This is a genomic window from Bradyrhizobium sp. B097 (genome assembly GCF_038957035.1).
GTDB lineage: Bacteria > Pseudomonadota > Alphaproteobacteria > Rhizobiales > Xanthobacteraceae > Bradyrhizobium.
On sequence record NZ_CP152412.1, the window covers coordinates 2,903,235 to 2,924,526 of the forward strand.

The 21,292-nt window shown below is 65.2% G+C and carries 23 protein-coding genes; 16 read left to right on the plus strand and 7 right to left on the minus strand.

Translation table 11 applies throughout. The features are described 5' to 3' along the window. Window positions 1-65: 65 nt before the first annotated feature. Window positions 66-983, minus strand: a complete 918-nt coding sequence (serB, locus tag AAFG07_RS13450; protein WP_342727685.1) for a phosphoserine phosphatase SerB — start codon at window positions 981-983, stop codon at window positions 66-68. Between serB and miaA the strand changes: the two genes are divergently transcribed. The 8 genes from miaA to ilvC all read left to right on the plus strand — a co-directional run bounded on the left by miaA (window position 982) and on the right by ilvC (window position 9,257). After that, a complete protein-coding gene (gene miaA / locus AAFG07_RS13455; protein WP_342727686.1) occupies window positions 982-1,911 on the plus strand; it encodes a tRNA (adenosine(37)-N6)-dimethylallyltransferase MiaA in 930 nt (309 codons plus the stop codon). The genes serB and miaA overlap by 2 nt on opposite strands. A gap of 458 nt (window positions 1,912-2,369) precedes the next feature. Further along, window positions 2,370-4,145 carry an acetolactate synthase 3 large subunit gene (locus AAFG07_RS13460; protein WP_342727687.1) on the plus strand — a complete coding sequence of 592 codons (1,776 nt, stop codon included), beginning with the start codon at window positions 2,370-2,372 and terminating at the stop codon, window positions 4,143-4,145. A gap of 153 nt (window positions 4,146-4,298) precedes the next feature. Continuing rightward, window positions 4,299-5,285, plus strand: a complete 987-nt coding sequence (locus AAFG07_RS13465) for a threonine dehydratase (RefSeq protein ID WP_342727688.1) — start codon at window positions 4,299-4,301, stop codon at window positions 5,283-5,285. 21 nt (window positions 5,286-5,306) lie between these two features. Beyond that, on the plus strand, window positions 5,307-5,849 hold the full coding sequence (gene ilvN, locus AAFG07_RS13470) for an acetolactate synthase small subunit (protein ID WP_342727689.1): 543 nt from the start codon (window positions 5,307-5,309) through the stop codon (window positions 5,847-5,849). Between the two features lie 3 nt (window positions 5,850-5,852). Continuing rightward, window positions 5,853-6,548, plus strand: a complete 696-nt coding sequence (locus tag AAFG07_RS13475) for a class I SAM-dependent methyltransferase (RefSeq protein WP_342727690.1) — start codon at window positions 5,853-5,855, stop codon at window positions 6,546-6,548. Window positions 6,549-6,592: 44 nt separating this feature from the next. Continuing rightward, a complete protein-coding gene (locus AAFG07_RS13480; protein WP_342727691.1) occupies window positions 6,593-7,471 on the plus strand; it encodes an EamA family transporter in 879 nt (292 codons plus the stop codon). A 7-nt stretch (window positions 7,472-7,478) separates the two neighbouring features. After that, window positions 7,479-8,087, plus strand: coding sequence for a LysE family translocator (locus AAFG07_RS13485; protein ID WP_342727692.1), 609 nt, complete (start codon window positions 7,479-7,481; stop codon window positions 8,085-8,087). A 150-nt stretch (window positions 8,088-8,237) separates the two neighbouring features. Next, a complete protein-coding gene (gene ilvC, locus AAFG07_RS13490; RefSeq protein WP_342727693.1) occupies window positions 8,238-9,257 on the plus strand; it encodes a ketol-acid reductoisomerase in 1,020 nt (339 codons plus the stop codon). 158 nt (window positions 9,258-9,415) lie between these two features. Here ilvC and AAFG07_RS13495 read toward each other — a convergent pair whose 3' ends face one another. Further along, window positions 9,416-10,522, minus strand: coding sequence for a DUF2336 domain-containing protein (locus AAFG07_RS13495; RefSeq protein WP_342727694.1), 1,107 nt, complete (start codon window positions 10,520-10,522; stop codon window positions 9,416-9,418). Window positions 10,523-10,704: 182 nt separating this feature from the next. Further along, window positions 10,705-11,724, minus strand: coding sequence for an adenylate/guanylate cyclase domain-containing protein (locus tag AAFG07_RS13500; RefSeq protein ID WP_342727695.1), 1,020 nt, complete (start codon window positions 11,722-11,724; stop codon window positions 10,705-10,707). 130 nt (window positions 11,725-11,854) lie between these two features. Here AAFG07_RS13500 and AAFG07_RS13505 point away from each other — a divergent pair, with 130 nt between their 5' ends. Both AAFG07_RS13505 and AAFG07_RS13510 read left to right on the plus strand, forming a co-directional pair. Next, entirely contained in the window at window positions 11,855-12,253 is a 399-nt protein-coding gene (locus AAFG07_RS13505) for a lysozyme inhibitor LprI family protein (RefSeq protein WP_342727696.1), read from the plus strand. Window positions 12,254-12,280: 27 nt separating this feature from the next. Continuing rightward, complete coding sequence (locus AAFG07_RS13510) at window positions 12,281-12,514, plus strand: hypothetical protein (protein ID WP_342727697.1); 234 nt, start codon at window positions 12,281-12,283, stop codon at window positions 12,512-12,514. A gap of 22 nt (window positions 12,515-12,536) precedes the next feature. Here the strand turns inward: AAFG07_RS13510 and AAFG07_RS13515 are convergent, their stop codons facing one another. Next, complete coding sequence (locus tag AAFG07_RS13515) at window positions 12,537-13,157, minus strand: hypothetical protein (protein WP_342727698.1); 621 nt, start codon at window positions 13,155-13,157, stop codon at window positions 12,537-12,539. Between the two features lie 110 nt (window positions 13,158-13,267). On the opposite strand from AAFG07_RS13515, the gene AAFG07_RS13520 reads away from it, so the two are divergent. Then, window positions 13,268-13,969: a TetR/AcrR family transcriptional regulator gene (locus AAFG07_RS13520; protein WP_342727699.1), complete on the plus strand. Its 702-nt coding sequence runs from the start codon at window positions 13,268-13,270 to the stop codon at window positions 13,967-13,969. Between the two features lie 168 nt (window positions 13,970-14,137). Beyond that, entirely contained in the window at window positions 14,138-15,850 is a 1,713-nt protein-coding gene (locus AAFG07_RS13525) for a sulfatase-like hydrolase/transferase (protein WP_342727700.1), read from the plus strand. A gap of 11 nt (window positions 15,851-15,861) precedes the next feature. Here the strand turns inward: AAFG07_RS13525 and AAFG07_RS13530 are convergent, their stop codons facing one another. The 3 genes from AAFG07_RS13530 to AAFG07_RS13540 all read right to left on the minus strand — a co-directional run bounded on the left by AAFG07_RS13530 (window position 15,862) and on the right by AAFG07_RS13540 (window position 18,584). Further along, a complete protein-coding gene (locus tag AAFG07_RS13530; protein ID WP_342727701.1) occupies window positions 15,862-17,415 on the minus strand; it encodes an ABC transporter permease/substrate-binding protein in 1,554 nt (517 codons plus the stop codon). Beyond that, on the minus strand, window positions 17,412-18,200 hold the full coding sequence (locus tag AAFG07_RS13535; RefSeq protein WP_342727702.1) for an ATP-binding cassette domain-containing protein: 789 nt from the start codon (window positions 18,198-18,200) through the stop codon (window positions 17,412-17,414). Before AAFG07_RS13535 ends, AAFG07_RS13530 begins: the two co-directional genes overlap by 4 nt. Before the next feature lie 168 nt (window positions 18,201-18,368). After that, the gene (locus tag AAFG07_RS13540; RefSeq protein WP_074131807.1) at window positions 18,369-18,584 is read right to left on the minus strand and encodes a hypothetical protein; all 216 of its coding nucleotides are present in this window, start codon (window positions 18,582-18,584) and stop codon (window positions 18,369-18,371) included. 227 nt (window positions 18,585-18,811) lie between these two features. On the opposite strand from AAFG07_RS13540, the gene AAFG07_RS13545 reads away from it, so the two are divergent. The 4 genes from AAFG07_RS13545 to AAFG07_RS13560 all read left to right on the plus strand — a co-directional run bounded on the left by AAFG07_RS13545 (window position 18,812) and on the right by AAFG07_RS13560 (window position 21,168). Next, the gene (locus AAFG07_RS13545; RefSeq protein WP_092115836.1) at window positions 18,812-19,648 is read left to right on the plus strand and encodes a metal-dependent phosphohydrolase; all 837 of its coding nucleotides are present in this window, start codon (window positions 18,812-18,814) and stop codon (window positions 19,646-19,648) included. 123 nt (window positions 19,649-19,771) lie between these two features. Next, the gene (locus tag AAFG07_RS13550) at window positions 19,772-20,482 is read left to right on the plus strand and encodes a hypothetical protein (RefSeq protein ID WP_342727703.1); all 711 of its coding nucleotides are present in this window, start codon (window positions 19,772-19,774) and stop codon (window positions 20,480-20,482) included. 40 nt (window positions 20,483-20,522) lie between these two features. Continuing rightward, a complete protein-coding gene (locus AAFG07_RS13555; RefSeq protein WP_342727704.1) occupies window positions 20,523-20,795 on the plus strand; it encodes a DUF3551 domain-containing protein in 273 nt (90 codons plus the stop codon). 103 nt (window positions 20,796-20,898) lie between these two features. Next, window positions 20,899-21,168, plus strand: a complete 270-nt coding sequence (locus AAFG07_RS13560) for a DUF3551 domain-containing protein (RefSeq protein WP_342727705.1) — start codon at window positions 20,899-20,901, stop codon at window positions 21,166-21,168. Window positions 21,169-21,292: the final 124 nt, after the last annotated feature.

Genomic DNA, 21,292 nt, shown 5'->3' on the forward strand with positions numbered 1-21,292 from the left:
GGCTTTTCTAGGCAATCGGCATCGGTGGTTATGGGTCCCGGCTTTCGCCGGGACGACGCCAAGGATCACTCCGCCACGAATTCGTCGCGCCGATAGCCCTGCGCATACAGCAGCGCGGTGAGGTCGCCGTGATCGATCCGCGCCGCCGCGGCGGCTGCGACCGCGGGCTTGGCGTGATAGGCGACGCCGAGACCTGCGGCCTGGATCATGCCGAGATCGTTGGCGCCGTCGCCCGTGACGAGCGTGTCGAGGTCGTCGAGATCGAAGGATTCGGTCAGCTCGATCAGCGTGGCGAGCTTGGTGGCGCGGCCGAGGATCGGCTCGACCACTTCGCCGGTCAGCTTGCCGTCGGCGACCTGCAACTGGTTGGCCCGGTTCTCCTGGAAGCCGATCTTCTCCGCGACCACCCTGGTGAACAGGGTGAAGCCGCCGGAGATCAGGCAGGTATAGGCGCCGTGCGCGCGCATGGTCATGACCAGTTCGCGGCCGCCCGGCGTCGGCGTGATGCGCTTCTCCAGCACCTCGTCGACGACACCCACCGGCAAGCCCTTGAGCAGCGCGACGCGCTCGCGCAGCGCCGATTCGAACTCGATCTCGCCGCGCATCGCGCGCTCGGTGATATCAGCGACATGGGCTTTCAGCCCGGCGAAATCGGCGAGCTCGTCGATGCATTCCTGGCCGATCATGGTCGAATCCATGTCGGCCAGAAAAAGCTTCTTGCGCCGGCCGATCCGAGGCTGCACGACAATGTCGATCGGCAGGTCGCCGCGGGCCTGGCGCAGGCGTTCCTCGATGGCCTTGATGTCGTCCCTGCCGGCGTCTCCGCTGGAATTTTGGCTCTCGAACGGAATGTCGACGGCGACCTCGTTGAACAGCCACTGCGCCGGGCCCGGTGAGGGCAGCACGGCCCGCGCACCGTCGACGATGGTGGAGTCGAGCGCGGGGCTTGCAGGATTGCAGATCAGCGTGGCAACGAGGGACATGCAGGCGCATTCAGGATTGTTGGACAAGGCAGTGCTTATCGCAGGGCCGACCGCCAGCGGCAAGTCGGCGCTGGCGCTCGAGCTTGCGCAGCGGACCGGCGGGGTCGTGATCAACACTGACTCCATGCAGGTCTATCGCGACCTCCGGATCATCACCGCGCGGCCGACCGCCGCCGAGGAGGCACAGGTTCCGCATCGGCTCTACGGCCATGTCGATGCCGGCGTGAATTTCTCCGCGGGCGCCTGGGTCACTGACGCGGCCAGGGTGCTCGGCGAGGCCCGTGCGGACAAGCGCCTGCCGATCTTCATCGGTGGCTCGGGCCTCTATTTCAAGGCACTGACGCGCGGGCTGTCGGCGGTGCCGCCGATCCCCCCTGATGTGCGTGACGGTGTGCGCGCAAGGCTGGAGCAGCACGGCGTCGAGGCGCTGCATGCCGAGCTTGCACTGCGCGATCCGGTGTCGGCCGAACGGCTGAAGCCGCGCGACCGCACCCGCGTCGCGCGGGCGCTCGAGGTCGTCGAGGCCACCGGTCGCCCGCTGCCGGACTGGCATCGCGATGGCCTGCCGCCGCTGCTGCCGCCGGGCCAATTCCACGCGCTGTTTCTCGCGCCGGAGCGCGAGCTTCTCTATGCGCGGATCGATGCGCGGTTTGGCGCGATGCTCGATACCGGTGCGCTCGACGAGGTCGCGGCGCTGGCCGCGCGCGGGCTCGATCCGCTGCTGCCGGCCATGAAGGCCCATGGCGTCCCGGCGCTGATCCGGCACCTCAAGGGGGAGATCAGCCGGGAGGAGGCCGCCGAAATCGGCCGGGCCGACACCCGCCACTACGCCAAGCGCCAGTTCACCTGGTTTCGTCACCAGCTTCCGGAATTCGAATGGATGGTGCCCAAGGCTGCGGGAGATTGGCTGGAGGGTCGAATCTCGTAGGCCCCGTAGCCCGGATGGAGCGCAGCGAAATCCGGGGTCTATTCACTGTGGGCAGACCGTCCCGGATTGCGCTTCGCTTCATCCGGGCTACGGGCCTGTGGGACTGCTGCGCCGCCGCGCGCCCGTCTGCCATGCGCGTTGCGCCGCGCAAAAACACTCGCCGAACGGTCGGAACCCCGTTACACTTCAAAAATCGCGAAACTGGCTGCCTTGCCTTGACATTCGGGCTTTGGTCGCTATGTTCGCGCAACCTTTGGGAAGACTGGGTCCTATCGTGCGCAACATTATTACCAAGCTGCTTATCGCCGTCGTACCCAGGCACACCGCCGGGGATGGCTAGCGGCCATCCAAATTCGGGCGGTGTGCATGGGGCCTCTAGGGCCCCTTTTTATTGCCCGAAGCAGAACTGACGAGAACTGACAAAAGCCGCGCAAAAACAAGCGCATCCGGAGCGAACCATGACCGACAAGAGCCACGATCCCAATCAGATGACCGGCGCCGCGATGATCGTGCGCGCGCTCATCGATCACGGCGTGCAGCATGTCTTCGGCTATCCCGGCGGCGCGGTCCTTCCGATCTACGACGAGATTTTCCAGCAGAGCGACGTCGAACACATCCTGGTCCGCCACGAGCAGGGCGCTGGACATGCCGCCGAAGGCTATGCCCGCTCGACCGGCAAACCCGGCGTGGTGCTGGTGACGTCGGGTCCCGGCGCCACCAACATGGTGACGCCGCTGACCGACGCGCTGATGGACTCGATCCCGCTGGTCTGCATCACCGGCCAGGTGCCGACCCATCTGATCGGCAATGACGCCTTCCAGGAATGCGACACGGTCGGCATCACGCGGCCCGCCACCAAGCACAACTGGCTGGTGCGCGACGTCAACGACCTCGCCAGGGTGCTGCACGAGGCCTTCTATGTCGCCACCACCGGCCGCCCCGGTCCGGTGCTGGTCGACGTGCCGAAGGACGTGCAGTTCGCGACCGGCACCTATCATCCGCCGCGCAAATCGGACGTGCACATCTCCTACACGCCGCGCGTGAAGGGCGATGCGACCCAGATCCGCAAGGCGGTGGCGCTGCTCGCCAATGCAAAACGTCCCGTGATCTATTCCGGCGGCGGCGTGATCAATTCGGGTCCGGAGGCTTCCAAGCTGCTGCGTCAGCTGGTGGAGGCGACCGGCTTCCCCATCACCTCGACCCTGATGGGACTGGGCGCCTATCCGGCGTCGGGGCCGAACTGGCTCGGCATGCTCGGCATGCACGGCACCTACGAAGCCAACATGACCATGCATGATTGCGACGTCATGCTGTGCGTCGGCGCGCGCTTCGACGACCGCATCACCGGCCGCGTCGATGCTTTCTCGCCGGGCTCGAAGAAGATCCACATCGATATCGACCCGTCCTCGATCAACAAGAACATCCGCGTCGACGTGCCGATCATCGGCGACGCCGGCAATGTGCTCGGCGACCTGCTGCAGGTGTTCAAGGCGGAGGCCAAGAAGCCCGACATCAAGGCGTGGTGGCAGCAGATCGCGCAATGGCGCGCGCGCAACTCGCTGTCCTACCGCAAGAACAACGATATCATCCTGCCGCAATACGCGATCCAGCGCCTGTTCGAGCTGACCCGCGGCAAGGACACCTACATCACGACCGAAGTCGGTCAGCACCAGATGTGGGCCGCGCAGTTCTTCGGCTTCGAGGAGCCGCACCGCTGGATGACCTCCGGCGGTCTCGGCACCATGGGCTACGGCCTCCCGGCCGCGGTCGGCGTGCAGGTGGCGCATCCGGACAGTCTGGTGATCGACATCGCCGGCGACGCCTCGGTGCAGATGACGATCCAGGAGATGTCGACCGCGGTTCAATTCGAGCTGCCGATCAAGATCTTCATCCTGAACAACCAGTACATGGGCATGGTGCGGCAATGGCAGCAGCTGCTGCACGGCAACCGCCTGTCGCATTCGTACTCCGAGGCGCTGCCGGACTTCGTCAAGCTCGCTGAAGCCTATGGCGGCGTCGGCCTGCAGGCGACCAAGCCGTCCGATCTTGACGGCGCGATCAAGGAGATGATCTCGATCAGGCGTCCGGTGCTGTTCGACTGCCGCGTCGCCGCGCTGGAGAACTGCTTCCCGATGATCCCGTCCGGCAAGGCGCACAACGAGATGCTGCTGCCGGAAGAAGCGACCGACGAGGCCACCGCGAAGGCCTTCGCCGGCGGCAAGGCGCTGGTGTGATGATGTACGGCACAAACTCCACTGTCATCGCCCGGCTTGACCGGGCGATCCAGTACGCCGCGGCGCCTCGATTGCTCTCAGGCGTCTCTGGAATACTGGATCCCCGCTTTCGCGAGGATGACAAGAGAGGGCGCATAACGACTGGACGCCAAGATGTTTGACCTCAGCGAGCTCGAGCGCGCGCACAGGATCGTCGGCACCGCGGTGCCGGCGACACCGGCTTTTGCCTGGCCGCTGTTGGCCGAGCGGCTCGGCACCGAGGTCGTGGTCAAGCATGAGAACCACACGCCGATCGGCGCCTTCAAGGTGCGCGGCGGCCTGGTCTATCTCGAGCGGCTGAAGCGCGAGCGGCCCGATGTCCCCGGCATCATCTCGGCGACGCGCGGCAATCACGGCCAGAGTCTGGCGTTTGCCGCGAGCCGCCACGGCGTGCCCGCGGTGATCTACGTGCCGCGCGGCAACTCGGTCGAGAAGAACCGCGCCATGCACGCGTTCGGCGCCGAGCTCGTCGAGCACGGCGAGGACTTCCAGGCCGCGCGCGAAGAGGCCGAGCGCCGTGCGCAGTTCGCAGGGCTGCACATGGTGCCGTCGTTCCACCCGGACCTGGTGCTGGGTGTAGCGACCTACGCGCTCGAACTGTTTCGTGCGGCGCCCGATCTCGACATTCTCTACGTGCCGATCGGGCAGGGCTCCGGCATTTCCGGCTGCATCATGGCGCGCGACCTGCTCGGCCTGAAGACCGAGATCGTCGGCGTGCAGTCGACCGAGGCGCCGTCCTATGCGCTGTCGTTTGCAGCCGGCAAGATCGTGACCACCGAGACCAGCAACACCCTTGCCGACGGCATGGCGACGCGGATTCCGGACGCCGATGCGTTCGCCCTGATCCGCAAGGGCGCCTCGCGCATCGTGCAGGTCACCGACGACGAGGTCGGGCAGGCGATCCGTGCCTACTGGACCGACACCCACAATCTCGCCGAGGGCGCAGGTGCTGCGGCGCTCGCGGCCGCGCTGCAGGAAAAGAGCAAGCTCGCCGGCAAGCGGGTCGGCCTGATCCTGAGCGGCGGCAATATCGATTTCGATCTGTTCCGGACCTGGATCGGGACGGATGCTGCGCCGGCCGCCCAGCGGGCGGTGGCGTGAAAAGAATGTAAGGGGACGACCATGAGCCAGCCCGCATCCGCCTACTTCCTCGAAGAACGCCACGATCCGAACGAGACGCACACGCTGTCCGTCCTCGTGCAGAACGAGCCCGGCGTGCTCGCGCGCGTGATCGGGCTGTTCTCCGGCCGCGGCTACAACATCGAGAGTCTCACGGTTTCGGAAACCGAGAGCCAGAAACACCTCTCGCGGATCACCATCGTCACCACGGGCACGCCGATGGTGATCCAGCAGATCAAGCATCAGCTCGACCGCATGATCCCGGTCTACCGCGTCGTCGACATGACGCTGACCGGCAGCTCGATCGAGCGCGAGCTTGCGATGGTCAAGGTGAGGGGTGGTGGCGATCACCGCGTCGAGGCGCTGCGGCTGGCGGATGCGTTCCGCGCCCGGGTGATCGATGCCACGACCGAGAGCTTCGTGTTCGAGATCACGGGCAACTCGTCCAAGATCAGTCAGTTCATCGACCTGATGCGCCCGCTGGGCCTGGTCGAGGTGTCGCGAACCGGGGTGGCCGCGATCACGCGTGGGCCGGAAGGGATGTGAATCATGTTGGCGCGCGACTGGTACTACACGCAACGGCGGCAGGTCGGTCTCGATACCGCGGTTGCCTCGATCTATGACGTCAGTGAGGACAGCGATGTCCGTGCCCGCCAGGCGCTGGCCATGCTCGGCGTCAAGCCGGGCTGGCGGATCGCCGATATCGGCTGTGGCAACGGTGTGCTGGCGACCGAGGCGGCGCTGATGGGTGCCGAGGTCGACGCCATCGACATCTCGCCGGCGATGATCGGGCTTGCCGAAATCTATGCGCGCGACCGCAAGGCGAAGATCCGGACCCAGCCGGCCGGCCTGTTGTCCTTTGCCTATCAGCCGAACTCCTACGACGTCATCGTCAGCGAGTTCACGCTGCACCACCTGCCGGACTTCTGGAAGGCGGTGGCGCTGTCGCGGATCTTCAACGCGCTGAAGCCCGGCGCGAACTTCTATCTGCGCGACATGGTGTTCGTCAGCATGCCCGACGGCGTCGACCGCGATGTCGAGGGCTGGGCCGATTTCTCGATCAAGAATCACGATTTCGAGCGCGAAAGCGTCATGACCCATATGCGCGACGAGTACTCGACCTTCGGCTGGGTGATGGAGCGCATGCTGACCGAGACCGGTTTCACCCTGGTCGCCACCGACTACCACGCGCCGCTGCACGGCACCTATCTGCTGCGCAAGCCGAAGCCGGACGAACAGATCTAGATCCTCGCATCGACAGAGCCAAACCGAACCAAAGAAGAAGAACAATGAAGCCGGCCGATGTTGGCATCGCCGTCATGGTCGCGGTGATCTGGGGACTTGCGTTCGTCGCGAGCCGGATCGCGCTCGATGAGCTGCCGCCCGAATTGATGACGGCGCTGCGCTTCGGCATCGCGGCGGTGCCGTGCCTGTTCCTGCCCAGGCCGGGTCAGGTCTCGTGGCCGCTTTTGATCGGAATCAGCCTCACCTTGTTCCTCGGTCAGTTCCTTGCGCAATCCATCGCTATCGCCCACGGCATGCCGGTCGGGCTCACCAGCGTGATCGTGCAGAGCCAGGCGCTGTTCACCATCGGCTTTGCTGCGGTGCTATTCGGCGAATTGCCGTCGCGGCTGCAGACCGTGGGCATCGCCATCGCTGCGATCGGCCTGCTGATGATCTGCGGCACCGTCGGATACGATTTCAGCGTCGCCGCCTTCGCCATCCTGATGATCTCGCCGATCTCGTTCGCAATCGGAAACCTGCTGCTGCGGCCGGCGCAGGGCGCACGCATGTTCGACCTGTTCGCATGGCTGTGCCTGTGTGCGGCGATCCCGTTGTTCGGCCTGTCGCTGCTGACGCTGGGCGCGAAGCCGATGTGGCAGGCGCTGTCGCATCTGTCGCCCGCCGGCATTGTCTCGATGCTGTTTGTCGGCACCGTTTCCACCAGCATCGCCTATTGGCTGTGGGGCCGGCTGCTCAGGGATTATCCGGCGGCACAGGTGGTGCCGTTCGCGCTGCTGGTGCCGTTCGTCGGCTCCGCCGCCTCCAGCATCGTGTTCGGCGAGAGGTTCGGGCCGCTGCGACTCGCCGGCATGCTCACTGTGATCGCCGGCATCGCCGTGATGTTGCTGTCGAAGCGGCCAAAAGCTCTGCCGAAAGTCGCGTGAGGGCACTATGTCGAATTCGCTGCTGTTCGCCTTTGTCGTGTTTGCCGTCGTGATGTTCTTCACGCCGGGCCCCAACAACATCATGCTGCTGTCGTCGGGGCTGACCTACGGCTTCCGCCGCACGGTGCCCCACATCGCCGGCATCACGGTCGGCTTCGCCTTCATGGTCGGTGCGGTCGGCGTCGGGCTCGGGGCGGTCTTCATCGCCTATCCGGTGCTGCAGACGATCCTCAAATATGGCGGCGTCGCCTATCTCGTCTATCTCGCGGCCGTCATCGCCATGGCCGAGCCGCCCTCGGCGGACAAGGACGACGGGCCCGGCCGCGGCCCAATGACGTTCTGGGGCGCGGCCATGTTCCAGTGGATCAATGCCAAGGGCTGGGTGATGGTGATCGGCACCATCACGGCCTACGCGGCGATTGCCGCCTTCCCCTGGAACATCGCGATCCAGGTCGGCCTGAGCCTGGCCCTGGGGACGGTGTCCTGCATCGTCTGGGCGCTGTTCGGCACCGCCCTGCGGCCGGTCCTGACCTCGCCCCGGGCGATCCGCGTCTTCAATGTGGTGATGGCCATCCTGCTGCTGGCCTCGCTCTACCCGGTCTTCATGGACGCATGATGCCGCACCGCGCCATGCGAGATGGGGGTTTCCCCTGAGGGGAAAAATGCTCTAGACAACGCCGGAAATTCGCGGGCGCCCGGCGGTTCTGACCTTCCGAAAGCCTGACTCATCGGCCGATTTTGGCCCCCTTCAAACGAGGAAAACACGATGCGAGTTTACTACGATCGCGATGCCGACCTGAACCTGATCAAGGGCAAAAAGGTCACCATCGTCGGCTACGGCAGCCAGGGTCACGCCCACGCGCTGAACCTGAAGGATTCCGGCGTCAAGGAAGTGGCGATTGCGCTGCGCAAGGGTTCGGCCTCGGCCAAGAAGGCCGAGAACGCCGGCTTCAAGGTGATGGAAGTCGCCGAGGCCGCCAAGTGGGCCGACCTCGTCATGATGCTGACCCCGGACGAACTGCAGGGCGACATCTATCGCGAGCACCTGCACGACAACATGAAGAAGGGCGCGGCCCTCGTGTTCGCCCACGGCCTCAACGTTCACTTCAACCTGCTCGATCCGCGTGCCGACCTCGACGTGCTGATGATCGCGCCGAAGGGCCCCGGCCACACCGTGCGTTCGGAGTATCAGCGCGGCGGCGGCGTGCCCTGCCTGATCGCGATCGCCAAGGATTCGTCGGGTAACGCCCACGACCTCGGCCTCAGCTACGCTTCGGCGATCGGCGGCGGCCGCGCCGGCATCATCGAGACCACCTTCAAGGAAGAGTGCGAGACCGACCTGTTCGGCGAGCAGGTGGTGCTCTGCGGCGGCCTGGTCGAGCTGATCAAGGGCGGTTACGAGACGCTGGTCGAGGCCGGCTACGCGCCCGAGATGGCCTATTTCGAGTGCCTGCACGAAGTGAAGCTGATCGTCGACCTGATCTATGAAGGCGGCATCGCCAACATGAACTACTCGATCTCCAACACCGCCGAATACGGCGAGTATGTCACCGGTCCGCGCATCGTCACGGCCGAGACCAAGGCGGAGATGAAGCGCGTGCTCGCCGACATCCAGGGCGGCAAGTTCGCCCGCGACTGGATGCTGGAGAACAAGGTCAACCAGACCTCGTTCAAGGCGACCCGTGCCAAGCTCGCCCAGCATCCGATCGAGGAAGTCGGCGCCAAGCTGCGCGACATGATGCCCTGGATCAAGAAGGGCGCGCTGGTCGACAAGAGCAAGAACTGAGCTCGGGCGTGTAGGGTGGGTTAGCCGAAGGCGTAACCCACCAATTCGTTCCGCGGAGACGCGGTGGGTTACGCTTCGCTAACCCACCCTACGCATCGAATCAAAAAGGGTGGGCGCGTTGCCCACCCTTTTTCTTTGTCACGACAAGGCAGCGGCAGCTAGCCGGCCGCCATCGGCTGCTTCTCGATCCTGTTGTGCAGCTGCCAGAACCGCACCGTGCGCTGTGCGGTCTCCAGCGACAGCCGCCGGTAATCGCGGTGCGCGACCTCGAGGGTCGCGTGGTCGAGCGGATGCGGCAGCGGCCGCTTGCGCAGGATGGTTTCGACCGTCGGCCAGTTGAGCCGCGCCGAGCGGCACGGGATCAGGAGCAGGTCGGAGCGCAGCCCGAGCATCAGGCGCTCGATCATCGCGATCGGCATGTCGTTGAGCACGGCGAGCGCGACCGTGACCTCGTCGAACTTGCCGTCCTCGGCGAACTTGTAGACCGCCGCATCGTCGAGCTCGTTCAGCTGCTTCATCAGCTTGACCAGCTCTTCGGCGATGCCGTAGTTGCGGCGCGGGGCGGCGGCCTCTTCCTGCGCGATGTCGTTCAGCACCTGGCTGATCTCCTCGCGGGCCCTGGGCGATGCGATCGCGAGCAGGCGGGCGCGTACCGTTTCCTTGGCGCGCTGCAGCAGGTCGCGCAGCAGCTTGGCCGGAATATCGATACGCAGCCCGAGGATCTCGACCAGCTCGTCGTCGCCTTCTGCGCGGGCGACGATCGAGGAATAGCCGTTGTCGGAGAACTGCGCGCCGGCGTTCTTGGCAAGGCGCCGGATCACCTTGTCTTCGCCGCGGTCAATGATCACATCGGTGACGGAAGCCGGCAGGTTCTCCCGCGCCGAGATCGCGAACAGATGGTCCTGGCCCTTGCTGGCGGCGATCTCGCGCAGTGCGTCGTTTGAAAGGCGGCTGGAGTGGGTCAGCACGTCGCCGGCGACGCCGATGTCGTCGTCCCAGGCGAGGTGCTGAATCACCTCAAACGGCGCATAGTCGAGCGGCGCGAGCCGCTTGCTGAGCTCGGCCCGCGCACGCGTCTCGACACGCGCGACGAGCAGGCAGAGCACGTCGTCGAACACCTTGACCTGTTCATCGTTGAGGCGGTCGCCGTCGTTCAGGAACAGATCGGTGACCTGCCGCAGCGTCTGCACGCGCTTGGCGGACGTCCCGTCCCGGACCGCATCCTCGAGTTCGGCAATAATCGATTGTGACGCCTGTTGCGCCATCGATGGGCAACCTTGTTTTTGTTGAATGACACCTGTCTGCGCACCATGCAGGGCGTCGTCTTACACCTGCGTTAAGGAGGAACCCGGTGCAAATACGGGTGCACCGCATCCTTAACGGGGCCCGACCGGACAGGACACAATTGGTGCTTTCGCCACGATGGCGGTGCGCCTTAAGAGATTGTTTAGGACGATGCGCGCCGCGTGACGGCGAAGATGTCGATCGAGGCGGCGCGCCCGCGCAACTGCGTCGAGCCGAGCGGCTCGATGACAAAATCCGGGTCCGGGGGCAGCAGGCGAAGCAGCTCGCCCGAGATCAACAGCGGCCGGCCGGCCTCCTTGCAATGCGCCTGCAGCCGCGCCGTAACGTTCACGGTATCGCCGAAATAGGCGATCTGCCGCCGCGAGTCGCCGCATTCGCCGATCACGACAGGGCCGGCATGCATCCCGGCGCGAAACGCCGGCACCACGCCGAACTCCTTGCGATAATGGTCGGCCCGCTTGGCGAGGCGGTCTTCGATCGCGAACACGCAGTCGAGGTAGCGCCGCGACGGCTGGCCCGTGTCGGCCGGCCAGGTCACGATGACCTCGTCGCCGACATAGGCGTGAACCTCGCCGCCATGCGCCACGATCGGATCGTCGATGTCGAAGAAGAAGCGCGTCAAGAGCTCCTGCACGCGCAGCTCGCCCATCGCCTCCGCCAGCGACGTCGAGCCGACCAGGTCGAGGAACAGCAGCACGCGTTCCTCGCGCACCGGCTGGCGGTAGCGTCCGAGCACGATGTTGAGCAGCGTATGCCCACCGATCATCCGGACCAGTTCGTAGATCGTCGTGATCGGGATCGAGAGCAGCAGGGACAGGCCGACGATCTTCAGGAAGGTCTCGCGAACCCACTTCGCCTCGAGCCCATGCGCATACAGAATGATCTCCAGCGCCATCGCGGCGACTGCGACGATGACGGCGATACTGACGGAGCGAACGACCAGCTCGACAACGAGCGGCAGACGCCGCAGCCAGCCGCTGCGCGTGGTCAGATAGAGATGCGTGGCCCAGACGATCAGGGTGATGACGGCGCCTTCGAGCGCGCTGCGCGCATAGTTCGCAACGGAGGCCTCGTCGGATTGGTCGAAGGCGTAGCGAAACAGCCCGCCGACGAGCAGGCCGAGCACGGCCAAAACGATTGCAGGCGTCACGGTCCGCCGCATGAATCTCTCCATGCCCTGAAATATCCTGCGCGGATCGGGAAGGCCAGCCGCGGTGCGACTGATATGAACGGGATGGGCTGCGGCGGCACTAACGTATGGCGCCATGGGATCCATCGAAAGGGAAGGCGGCATGAAATCGGCTCTCACGACAGGCGTGTGCAGGCTCGGGCGCTTGGTTGCGGCCATTTTCATCATCGCCACCTCGTCAGCCTGGGCCGGCGATCAGGGCGATCCCGAACAGTCCTGCGACGGCAATACCTACCAGATGGTCGAGTGCCTCAAGGCCAAGACCGCGCAATGGGACAAGCGGATGAACGTCGCCTATCAGCAGGCGCTGAAGGATGCCGCCGGCGACAAGCAGCGCGAACAACTGCGCACCGCGCAACGGTTATGGATCCAGTACCGTGACGCGAATTGCCTGTATTACGACCTCGGCGAGGGCACCATCGCCCGCCTCGACGCCGGCGAATGCATGCGCAGCATGACCGAAATCCGTGCCAAGGAACTGGAGAATCTCGGCCATCAGTGAGCCATCTTCCGGTGCCAGGACGTGGTCATGACTGACGGAAAGAGCCAGAACGAACTGACCCAGCTTGCGGAGGAGGCGCTGCGCGCCCAGCCCGGCTGCGAGACCGCCCGCGTGCGGGCGGTCGCCGCGCTGCCCGATGCGCAGATCGGCCGCAACTGGGAGATCCCGAACGTCGTGCTCGGCGACAGCCTGATCAGCGACGTCGATCGCGCGGTGCTGTCGGTGCATCGCCGGCTCGGCCGCAAGTTTCACCTGGTGTGATCCTATCTGACCCGGTCCCGCCTCAGCCCGCCTGTGCCTGACGCGGCACGGGCCGCGCGGCCATGCTGATCATCCTGAGCGCGAACACCGCGGCGAGCGGCACCAGGAACAGCGCGTAGAGCGGCATCTCGGGAATCCGCTTGCCGAACGAGACCGTGAACTGCAGCAGCAGATAGTAGCCGCCGATCAGATGCAGCCTGCGCCAGGCGCGCGGGCCCAGCAGCGCAGCGGTGCGATCGAACGAGGTCGCGGTCAGCGCGATGATGACGAGATAGCCGATACCGCCGAAGATATAGGAAACGATAGAGGTTGTGGCGGCGAAGCCGGCCGGATCGAGCATTGCGAACGCGGATATCGCGACCGCGTGGATGGCGTGCGAGGCGGCGAAGGTGACGCCCAGATGGCGGCGGTTGCGGCGCTGCCAGTGCGTCCAGGCATTCGGCCAGAGCCGCGCCAGCGCCGCCGCAGAGAAGGCGAGACAGAAGAACAACAGCGAGGTTCGCGCCGTGAAGCGGATCACCATCCGCACGCCCTCGACCTCGAACTGCCGCATCGCGGCGATCCAGATCGAAAGCCCGATCAGGGTCAGTGTGAGCAGGCCGAACAGCCGCCAGCCCTCGAACCAGTTTCGACGCGTTGTCATATCCTGCCTCTCATCGTTGATGTAATCGCCAGTTACATTTCGCGATGGAGTGCGGTCAATCCGTGTAATCACCGCTTACATTCACAAGCGGGTGATGCTAGAGAGGCGCCATGCGCCGCCCAGCCAAGAAGCCGCCGATCGGGCGCCGGCCCGCCAAGCCGCGTCCGGCCGTCGCGACGCGGGCGCCGGCGGCCAAGCCGTATCACCACGGCGACCTCCGCCGGGTGCTGATCGATGCGGCCATGCAGCTGGTCGGCGAGGGCGGGCCGGAGGCGGTCAGCGTCCGCGAGGCCGCCCGCCGTGCCGGGGTTTCGCCGGGGGCGCCGTTCCGGCATTTCCCGAGCCGGGATGCCCTGATGAATGCGGTGGCCGAGGAGGCGCAGCGCCGCTTCCGCGCCGAGATTGAGACGGCGCTGGCCGATGCGCCGCCAGGCGATCCGCTCGGCCGCTTCCGCTGCCTCGGGATCGCCTACCTGCACTGGGCGATCAAGAACCCGACCCATTTCGAGATCATCTCCAGCCGCCGCTTTTTCGACCACGACCGCTCGACCGGCGTTTCCAGCGACAATGCGGAGTTGATCGGCCTGACCGAGCGCACGCTGGCGGAGGCCTTTTCAGCCGGTCAGCTCGCGGCGCGCGACCTGAAGCAGGTCCAGATCGCCGGCCGCGCCCTGGTCTATGGTTTTGCGCGGATGCATGTCGACGGCCATTTGCCGCGCTGGGGCGTTGGCGAAGCGGAGGCCGAGCAGATGGCCGTTGATATCGTCGACCTCTTCATCGCCGGCATTGCAAGGGCTGCGGCGAAGGTCTGAGGCCCGCCGCGCCGGCCGGGCGCGCTCAGGGCGGGCAAATTCATTGCGCGTTCATGACGATTCAATTACGTTTTCATGACACGGCGCAGACTCCGGCTGTGCGGTGTGCCTCCTGGCCATTGCCAGTCAAGGCCGTGGCATTGCGCCGGGTAGTATTGCGTCCCGCCCATGGCGCCCGCGCCTCAGCAAAACTCTTCCGTTGCCGCGCTCGCCGGCGGTCTCGCCGCGATCGGCATCTGGCGGTTGATGGCGGTCGCTGCCCCGCATCTCGGAGCGCTGATCGTGATGCTGCGGACCGAGACCGATTTCGGCTCGCGGCTCTGCTTCCTGCTGACCTGGGGAATCCTGAACTTCCTGTTCATCGCGCTGCTGCGCCGGCCGGCGCTGTCGGGCGCGCTGTCGCTGACGCTGGTCGTGGTGCTGGTGCTGCTGTCGCGGTTCAAGCACGACGTGGTGCAGATGACCGCGAACTTCGTCGACCTGATGGTGATCGATCGCGACACCGCGGCGTTCCTGCTCACGATCTTTCCGAACCTGCGCTGGTCGATCATCGGCGCCGGCCTGGTCACACTGCCCTTGATGTACGCGCTGTGGTGGCTCGATCCGTTTCGCATCCGCCGCCTGCCAGCCGCGGCCGCCTGCCTTGCCTGCGCGGCGGCGCTCTCGGGCTATGCCTTCGCCTGGCCGGATGAAGCCTGGCGCGGCTATTACGACGACGGCTATCTGTCGAAATTCGCGCGCTCCGGCGTGACCGCGGTGTCAGACTTCGTCGCCTATGGCTTCATGGAGTCGGAGCCGAGCGCGAGCGACCAGCTCAAGATGCCGCTGGTCGACGCCTGCCATCCCGCTGGGCGGCGGCCGAACATCATCATGATCCATGATGAATCGAGCTTCGACATCCGCGCTGCTTCCGGCGTCAAGGTTCCGCCGGGCTACGGCAGCCAGTTCAAATCCTATGACGGTGTCGAACGAAAATTCCTCGCCGAGAGCAATGGCGGGCCGAGCTGGTTCACCGAGTACAACGTGCTGGCGGGATTGTCCTCGCGTTCGTTCGGCCGGTTCGCCTATTTCGTCACCCGCATCGCATCGGGCCGGGTCGAGCGCGGCCTGCCGCTGGCACTGCGCCGCTGCGGCTACGACACGCTGTCGCTCTATCCGGCGTTCGGTGCCTTCATGAGCGCGCGCAGCTTCCAGACCACGACCGGTATCCAGCAATTCTACGACGCGCATGATCTGCGTGCGAAGGACGTCGAGCCTGACAGTTTCTTCTACGACAAGGCGCTGAAGCTGATGGCCGAGCAGAAGACGCTCAGCACGCCGCTGTTCACCTTCGTCTATCTCGCCGCCAATCATTTCCCGTGGGAGACGAAATTCCGCCCCGAGCTGCTGCCGGCATGGAAGCGGCCCGGCAATACGCCGTCGGTCGACGAATATCTGCGCCGGCAGGCGATGAGTGCCAACGACTATGCCGGCTTCGTCGCGGCGCTGAAGAAGAAGTTTCCGGCGCAGCCGTTCCTGATCGTGCGCTACGGCGATCATCAGCCGGAGTTCTCGCCGCAGCTGCTCGATCCCGGGCTCGACGAGGCCGGCATCGGCAAGAAGCTGATGGACTACGATCCGCGCTACTACGCGACCTATTACGCGATCGACGCCATCAACTTCGAACCGGTGAAGAGCCCGACGGTGATGGACACGATCGACGCCGCCTATCTGCCGCTGGTGATTCAGGAAGCCGCGGGCATTCCGCTCGATCCGTCGTTCGAGGAGCAGAAGGCGATCATGCTTCGCTGCAACGGCGCGTTCTACGCCTGCAAGGATGGCGCGGAAGCGCGCCGCTTCAACCGACTGCTGATCGACGCGGGGATCATCAAGGGACTTTAGCGGCGATCATCCTACGATTTTCCGCCAATCTTCTTCCACAGCCAGCGCGCCACGGCGTCGGGCGATGATGATGCGTCGTTGCCCGACGCGCGCAGGTTGGCCTCGCGCATCTCGGCGATGCCGATCTTGCCGAGCAACGGACGCAGCGCCGCCTTCAGAGTCTCGTCGTCGCGCCGCTTTGGCGATAGCAGCACGATCGCGTCATAGGGCGGGATCGCGTACCTGTCGTCCGCGAGCGTAACCAGGTCGTATTTCGCAATCAGCCCGTCGCTGGTGTAGCCCGCGATCACGTCGACCTCGCCGGAGGCGACCGCCGCATACATGAAATCCGGCTGCATCTGGCGCTGGGTACGGAACGTCAGCCCATACGCCTTCTGGATGCCGGCCCATTCCGGCCGTGAGAAGAATTCATAGTCGCCGGCGATCGACATCGTCGCGGCGTGCGACGCCAGGTCGGCGATCGAATGGATGCCGAGCTGATCGGCGCGCTTCCTCGGCATCACCAGCGCATAGGCATTCTCGAAGCCGAGCTCGCCGAACAGCGTGATGTCCTGCTTCGCCAGTGCCGTCTTCAGTTCGCTCAGCAGCTCGGTGCGGGGCCTGATGTCGGTGTGGTGGAACTGGTTCGCCCACAGCGTGCCGGAATAGTCGACATAGACATCGATGTCGCCGGCGGCGAGCGCATCGAAGATCACGTTGGAGCCGAGGCCGGCGCGGGTCGTCGTCGGCAGTCCGGTCGCTTGCAGCCGCTGCGCCATCAGCGCCGACAGCACGTATTGCTCGGTGAACGTCTTGGCGCCGACGACATAGCGCGCCTGCGGCCGCGCGATCGCGGGCACCAGCGTTGCCGCGATCAGGGCGGCAATGCCGAGCCCGCCGAGTGCGGTCCGGGCGCGGCTGCGATTGCGCAGGCCATTCTCGATCAGCGCCAGCAATTGGTCGACGACCAGCGCGAGCACGGCGGCGGCGAAGCAGCCGAACAGCACGAACACCCAGTTCTGGGTCTGCAGCCCCGCGAAGATGTAGTTGCCGAGGCTGGTCTGGCCGATCGGCGTCGACAGCGTCGCGGTGCCGATCACCCACACCGCGGCGGTGCGGATGCCCGCCATCATCACCGGCAGCGCCAGCGGCAGCTCGACCATGGTGAGCGATTGCCGCGGCGTCATGCCGACGCCCTGGGCAGCCTCCAGCACCGCTAGATCGACGCCCGACAGGCCAGTGATGGTGTTGCGCAACACCGGCAGCATCGAATAGAGCGCGAGCGCCAGCACCGCCGGCAGAAAGCCGAAGGCGGAGAAGCTGAAGCCGAGCCACGTCGCGGTCAGCGCCGTGAGCGCCAGCAACAACGGATAGAACAGCGCGAGCAAAGCGAGACCGGGCACGGTCTGCACGATGCTGGCAAGCCCGAGCAGCGTGCCGCGCAGCACCGGCCGGTTGCGCGCGATGAGCGCAAGCGGCAGGCTGATCAGAAGTCCGAGCGCCAGCGCGGCGACGCTGACCCGGACATGGTTGCCGAGATAGTCGGGCAGATGCGCAAGCGCCTCGCTCCAGCGTGGATCGCTCATGCCGTGCCGTCCCGCGGCAGCAACGCGCCGAGCCGTTCCGCTCGTCGCCGCGGCGTACGCAAGAGTTCGCCGACATAGGCGTCGGCGTTGGCCGCGAGCTCCGCCGGCGTGCCCAAAGCGAGCAGCTTGCCGCCACGCATCACCGCGACACGATCGGCCAGCAGCAGCGCCTCGGTCATGTCGTGGGTGATCATGACCGTGGTCAGTCCGAGCTCGCGGTGCAGTGTGCGATAATCGTCGCCGAGCGCGTCGCGGGTCAGCGGGTCGAGCGCGCCGAACGGCTCGTCCATCAGCACGATGCGCGGCTTCGCAGCCAGCGCACGCGCGACGCCGACGCGTTGGCGCTGACCGCCGGAGAGTTCGTGTGGCAGGCGGTGGCGATGTTGGGCGCGGTCGAGCCGCACGAGGTCGAGCAGCTCGTCGACCCGCGCCGAGATCTCGGCCTGCGGCCAGCCGAGCAGCTTTGGCGTGATGCCGACATTGTCGGCGACGGTGAGATGCGGAAACAGTCCGCCGCTCTGGAAGACATAGCCGATGCGGCGGCGCAGCAGGATCGGATCGATGCGGCTGACGTCTTCGCCCTCGACGGCGATCCGGCCGCGGTCGGCCTCGATCAGGCGGTTGGCCAGCCTGAGCAGCGTCGTCTTGCCGGAGCCCGAGCCACCGACAACAGCCAGGAATTCACCCTCGGCCACGTCAAGCGAGACGTCGTCGACCGCCACCACGCGACCATTGTCAAAACTCTTGCCGACATGCGCGTAGGCAATCAGCGGCGTTGCGGGCATTCTCGGGCCATTCCTGGGCGACCTCACGTCTCACCATCGTGAACGACAGTGATAGCCCATAAAATGGACTTTGACTCGAGGTGCACGCGCCTGCATCACGTGGTTTCGCAGGCTGTTCCAGGTGGGCACGCGAAGCGGGTCAACCCCTTCGGGGGCTGTGAGCACACATCACACTTCGTTCTTGGGTACGTATTTGCCCATGATGCACTTATAGCTCTGCAAGCGCCAATCGTGATACGGGCCCTTGGCGAGCCAGTCGGCGATGCCGATCTGGGCACTCACAGCGCAGGCGCCCATGGTGATGCCGGATTGGTCGCTGTTGGTGACGACCTTTTCCATGCAGAGCTGAGCATTGCAAAGGATGGCGACGAGCGTAACAAGCATGATGGTCTTATCCGTAAGATTAACCCGGTCTGAACCGAATCATGCACGGTTCATGCCATTATCAGCGGCTTTGGTGTCACAGCCGGCAAGACCGGGAAAGTACGGCGGAACGAATCACGCGCTCGCCGGCGCGTAGCCGCACGCCCGCAGATGCGCTATAGTTGCTCCCCAACTACGACGTAAGATCGGGGCGAGCGAGGAACGTTGCGCGGTCGGGGGCTGCATCGATGATGACGTTACCTGAGTTGGCGGCAGGTGCTTTGGAGAAGTTTCTCGCCACATGGGTCAGCCGCACCTTTGGGGCTTCGCAGGCGCGATTTGGCGAACTGCTGCCCGCCGCCGCGCGCATCGCGCTGGAATGCATCGGCAACAGCGATGCGCTCTACCACAATGTCGAGCACACCATGCTGGTCACGCTGGCCGGACATGACATCATCCGCGGTCGCGCGCTGCACACCCATGTCACCGCGGAGGATTACACCCACACGATGATCGCCTGCCTGACGCACGACATCGGCTATGTGCGCGGCCTGCTGAAGGGCGACGGACCGGATGGTTATGTCATCGATGCCTCCGGCAAGAAGGTCGTGCTGCCGCGCGGTTCGTCGGATGCAGGCCTGATGCCGTATCACGTCGACCGCTCGAAGCTCTATGTGCTCGACAGGCTCGAGGCCGTCCTTCCGCTTGATCGCGAGCGCGTCGCGCGCAACATCGAGGGCACGCGGTTTCCGGCACCCGAAGGCCAGCAATATGACGACGAGGCGGCGATCGTCCGGGCCGCCGATTTCATCGGACAGCTCGGCGATCCCAACTACATCAGGAAAGCCAACGCGCTGTATCACGAGTTCGAGGAAGTCGGCATCAACCGCCAGCTCGGCTATGAATCGCCGGCCGATATCGTCGACCGCTATCCGCAATTCTACTGGAATATGGTGGCGCCGCACATTCAAGGCGCCATCAACTGCCTGAACATGACGGCAAGTGGCCGTCAGTGGATCGCGAACCTCTACAGCAACGTCTTCCGCGCCGAGCGCGAGGTCACCCTGTCCGGCCCGCAAATCTGACGCACGGCACCAGCGGCGCGGCCTTCAGCACGGCTCGCTTGCATTCCCCGGTCGTTTGCGGGACGTCCACATTTCGGCCTGCTTCATCGTTGCACAGTCCGTGGAAATCGGCGACCTTGCGCCATGGACCTCTCCATCGACCGTGTTCTCGATCGTTTCAGCATGATCTCCCGTTTCGCTCAGTTGATTGCGATTGCTATCGTGTGCTGGCCCGCGCTCGCCGTTGCCGCCGGGCCGGTCTACGACGTCGACCTGTATGCGTTGATGTCCGGCACCTGCCGCAATGTCAGCGTCGCCGGCCGCAGCTATACCTGCAAGGCGGTGGCCTACTTCCACACCCTGCGCGGCCGTTCCGAGTTCACCGTGGTGCTCGACGATCCCGCCGACAAGAGCCACATCGTCTCGTTCTCCGGCGAGAGCACCGAGCGCACCCAGGACAATCTGTTCGAGCTCGCGGTCGACCGCATGTTGCTGAAGTCGAGCGATCGTCCGCGTGTCGATGGTCTGCCGGTGCCGCTGGTCGAGATGTCGACGGGCTCCTGCCGCCAGGTCGGAAGCTTCATCACGCGGCAGGTGTCGACCATCACCTGCGCCGCCACCGACCAGAACGGCAAGCGGTACGAGCTGAGCTTCGAGTCGGATGGCTCGCCGATGACCTTGCGCCGGCTGCGGCAATCGACGCTGCCGTCGGAACGGCAACGGGCGCGTCAGATCGCACAGCTCGAATGCCGCCTCAAGGCGCGGGCCGCGCAGGTTCTGCCGCGGGACACCACGGCCTTCATGATCCGTTGTCTCGGTGAGGACGACGGTAAGTCGGCCGGCGAGCAGCGATAGCCGCGCGCCCGGCGTTGCGGAGCAGCTTGAGGAGAATTCGATGCGCTTGAAATTCACCATCATTGCCGCCATCGGCGTCGGCATCGCCGGGCCCGCCGCCGCGCAAATGTACGATCCGAATTATCCGGTCTGCATGGAAGTCTATGGCGGCAGGCTGACGCCCGAGTACATCGATTGCAGCTTCACGTCGCTTCCGCAATGCCAGGCAACGGCCTCGGGACGATCGGCGACATGCTCGGTCAATCCCTTCTATAAAGGTCCCAAGAAGCCGACCAGCGAGCGGGGTCAACGACAGCGTCAGCCTGTCAACTAGCGCGTCTTCGAGCCGCGATGGCCTGCATGGCCGTCGCGTCGCTGGGACAGTTTAATAACTCCGGCAGTTGTGGGGAAACCTTCGCAACGACAAGGAGACACCGATGCGCCTGAAACTGTTCGCGATCGCCGCAGCTGCGGTCGCCCTGGCCGGACCTGCCGCCGGGCAGGCCTACGATCCGAATTATCCGGTTTGCATGCACGTCTTTCAGGGCAAGTACGGCGGAAGCTACATCGATTGCAGCTTCACCTCGATCCCGCAGTGCCAGGCGTCGGCATCGGGCCGGGGTGCGATGTGCTCGGAGAATCCCTTCTTTGCGCCGCCGCCACCTCCGAAGCGCCGGGCGCACCGCGGACGGCATCGTGCCCACTGATGTGGGAACGCCAGGCAGCTCGACCGCCTGGCGTGGCGGGTCGGGGGAGCCGACCCTGCCGCTATCTCCGATGGTAGGCGCCGTATCAGGCAGACATTAACGAATCTTCACGATAATGCGGGTT

What these genes read in the sequence shown, in the direction of transcription:
- miaA (WP_342727686.1), top strand. Translation starts at nt 982, where the DNA reads ATGCAGGCGCATTCAGGATTGTTGGACAAGGCAGTGCTTATCGCAGGG.
- serB (WP_342727685.1), bottom strand. Translation starts at nt 983, where the DNA reads ATGTCCCTCGTTGCCACGCTGATCTGCAATCCTGCAAGCCCCGCGCTC.
- AAFG07_RS13460 (WP_342727687.1), top strand. Translation starts at nt 2,370, where the DNA reads ATGACCGACAAGAGCCACGATCCCAATCAGATGACCGGCGCCGCGATG.
- AAFG07_RS13465 (WP_342727688.1), top strand. Translation starts at nt 4,299, where the DNA reads ATGTTTGACCTCAGCGAGCTCGAGCGCGCGCACAGGATCGTCGGCACC.
- ilvN (WP_342727689.1), top strand. Translation starts at nt 5,307, where the DNA reads ATGAGCCAGCCCGCATCCGCCTACTTCCTCGAAGAACGCCACGATCCG.
- AAFG07_RS13475 (WP_342727690.1), top strand. Translation starts at nt 5,853, where the DNA reads ATGTTGGCGCGCGACTGGTACTACACGCAACGGCGGCAGGTCGGTCTC.
- AAFG07_RS13480 (WP_342727691.1), top strand. Translation starts at nt 6,593, where the DNA reads ATGAAGCCGGCCGATGTTGGCATCGCCGTCATGGTCGCGGTGATCTGG.
- AAFG07_RS13485 (WP_342727692.1), top strand. Translation starts at nt 7,479, where the DNA reads ATGTCGAATTCGCTGCTGTTCGCCTTTGTCGTGTTTGCCGTCGTGATG.
- ilvC (WP_342727693.1), top strand. Translation starts at nt 8,238, where the DNA reads ATGCGAGTTTACTACGATCGCGATGCCGACCTGAACCTGATCAAGGGC.
- AAFG07_RS13495 (WP_342727694.1), bottom strand. Translation starts at nt 10,522, where the DNA reads ATGGCGCAACAGGCGTCACAATCGATTATTGCCGAACTCGAGGATGCG.
- AAFG07_RS13500 (WP_342727695.1), bottom strand. Translation starts at nt 11,724, where the DNA reads ATGCGGCGGACCGTGACGCCTGCAATCGTTTTGGCCGTGCTCGGCCTG.
- AAFG07_RS13505 (WP_342727696.1), top strand. Translation starts at nt 11,855, where the DNA reads ATGAAATCGGCTCTCACGACAGGCGTGTGCAGGCTCGGGCGCTTGGTT.
- AAFG07_RS13510 (WP_342727697.1), top strand. Translation starts at nt 12,281, where the DNA reads ATGACTGACGGAAAGAGCCAGAACGAACTGACCCAGCTTGCGGAGGAG.
- AAFG07_RS13515 (WP_342727698.1), bottom strand. Translation starts at nt 13,157, where the DNA reads ATGACAACGCGTCGAAACTGGTTCGAGGGCTGGCGGCTGTTCGGCCTG.
- AAFG07_RS13520 (WP_342727699.1), top strand. Translation starts at nt 13,268, where the DNA reads ATGCGCCGCCCAGCCAAGAAGCCGCCGATCGGGCGCCGGCCCGCCAAG.
- AAFG07_RS13525 (WP_342727700.1), top strand. Translation starts at nt 14,138, where the DNA reads ATGGCGCCCGCGCCTCAGCAAAACTCTTCCGTTGCCGCGCTCGCCGGC.
- AAFG07_RS13530 (WP_342727701.1), bottom strand. Translation starts at nt 17,415, where the DNA reads ATGAGCGATCCACGCTGGAGCGAGGCGCTTGCGCATCTGCCCGACTAT.
- AAFG07_RS13535 (WP_342727702.1), bottom strand. Translation starts at nt 18,200, where the DNA reads ATGCCCGCAACGCCGCTGATTGCCTACGCGCATGTCGGCAAGAGTTTT.
- AAFG07_RS13540 (WP_074131807.1), bottom strand. Translation starts at nt 18,584, where the DNA reads ATGCTTGTTACGCTCGTCGCCATCCTTTGCAATGCTCAGCTCTGCATG.
- AAFG07_RS13545 (WP_092115836.1), top strand. Translation starts at nt 18,812, where the DNA reads ATGATGACGTTACCTGAGTTGGCGGCAGGTGCTTTGGAGAAGTTTCTC.
- AAFG07_RS13550 (WP_342727703.1), top strand. Translation starts at nt 19,772, where the DNA reads ATGGACCTCTCCATCGACCGTGTTCTCGATCGTTTCAGCATGATCTCC.
- AAFG07_RS13555 (WP_342727704.1), top strand. Translation starts at nt 20,523, where the DNA reads ATGCGCTTGAAATTCACCATCATTGCCGCCATCGGCGTCGGCATCGCC.
- AAFG07_RS13560 (WP_342727705.1), top strand. Translation starts at nt 20,899, where the DNA reads ATGCGCCTGAAACTGTTCGCGATCGCCGCAGCTGCGGTCGCCCTGGCC.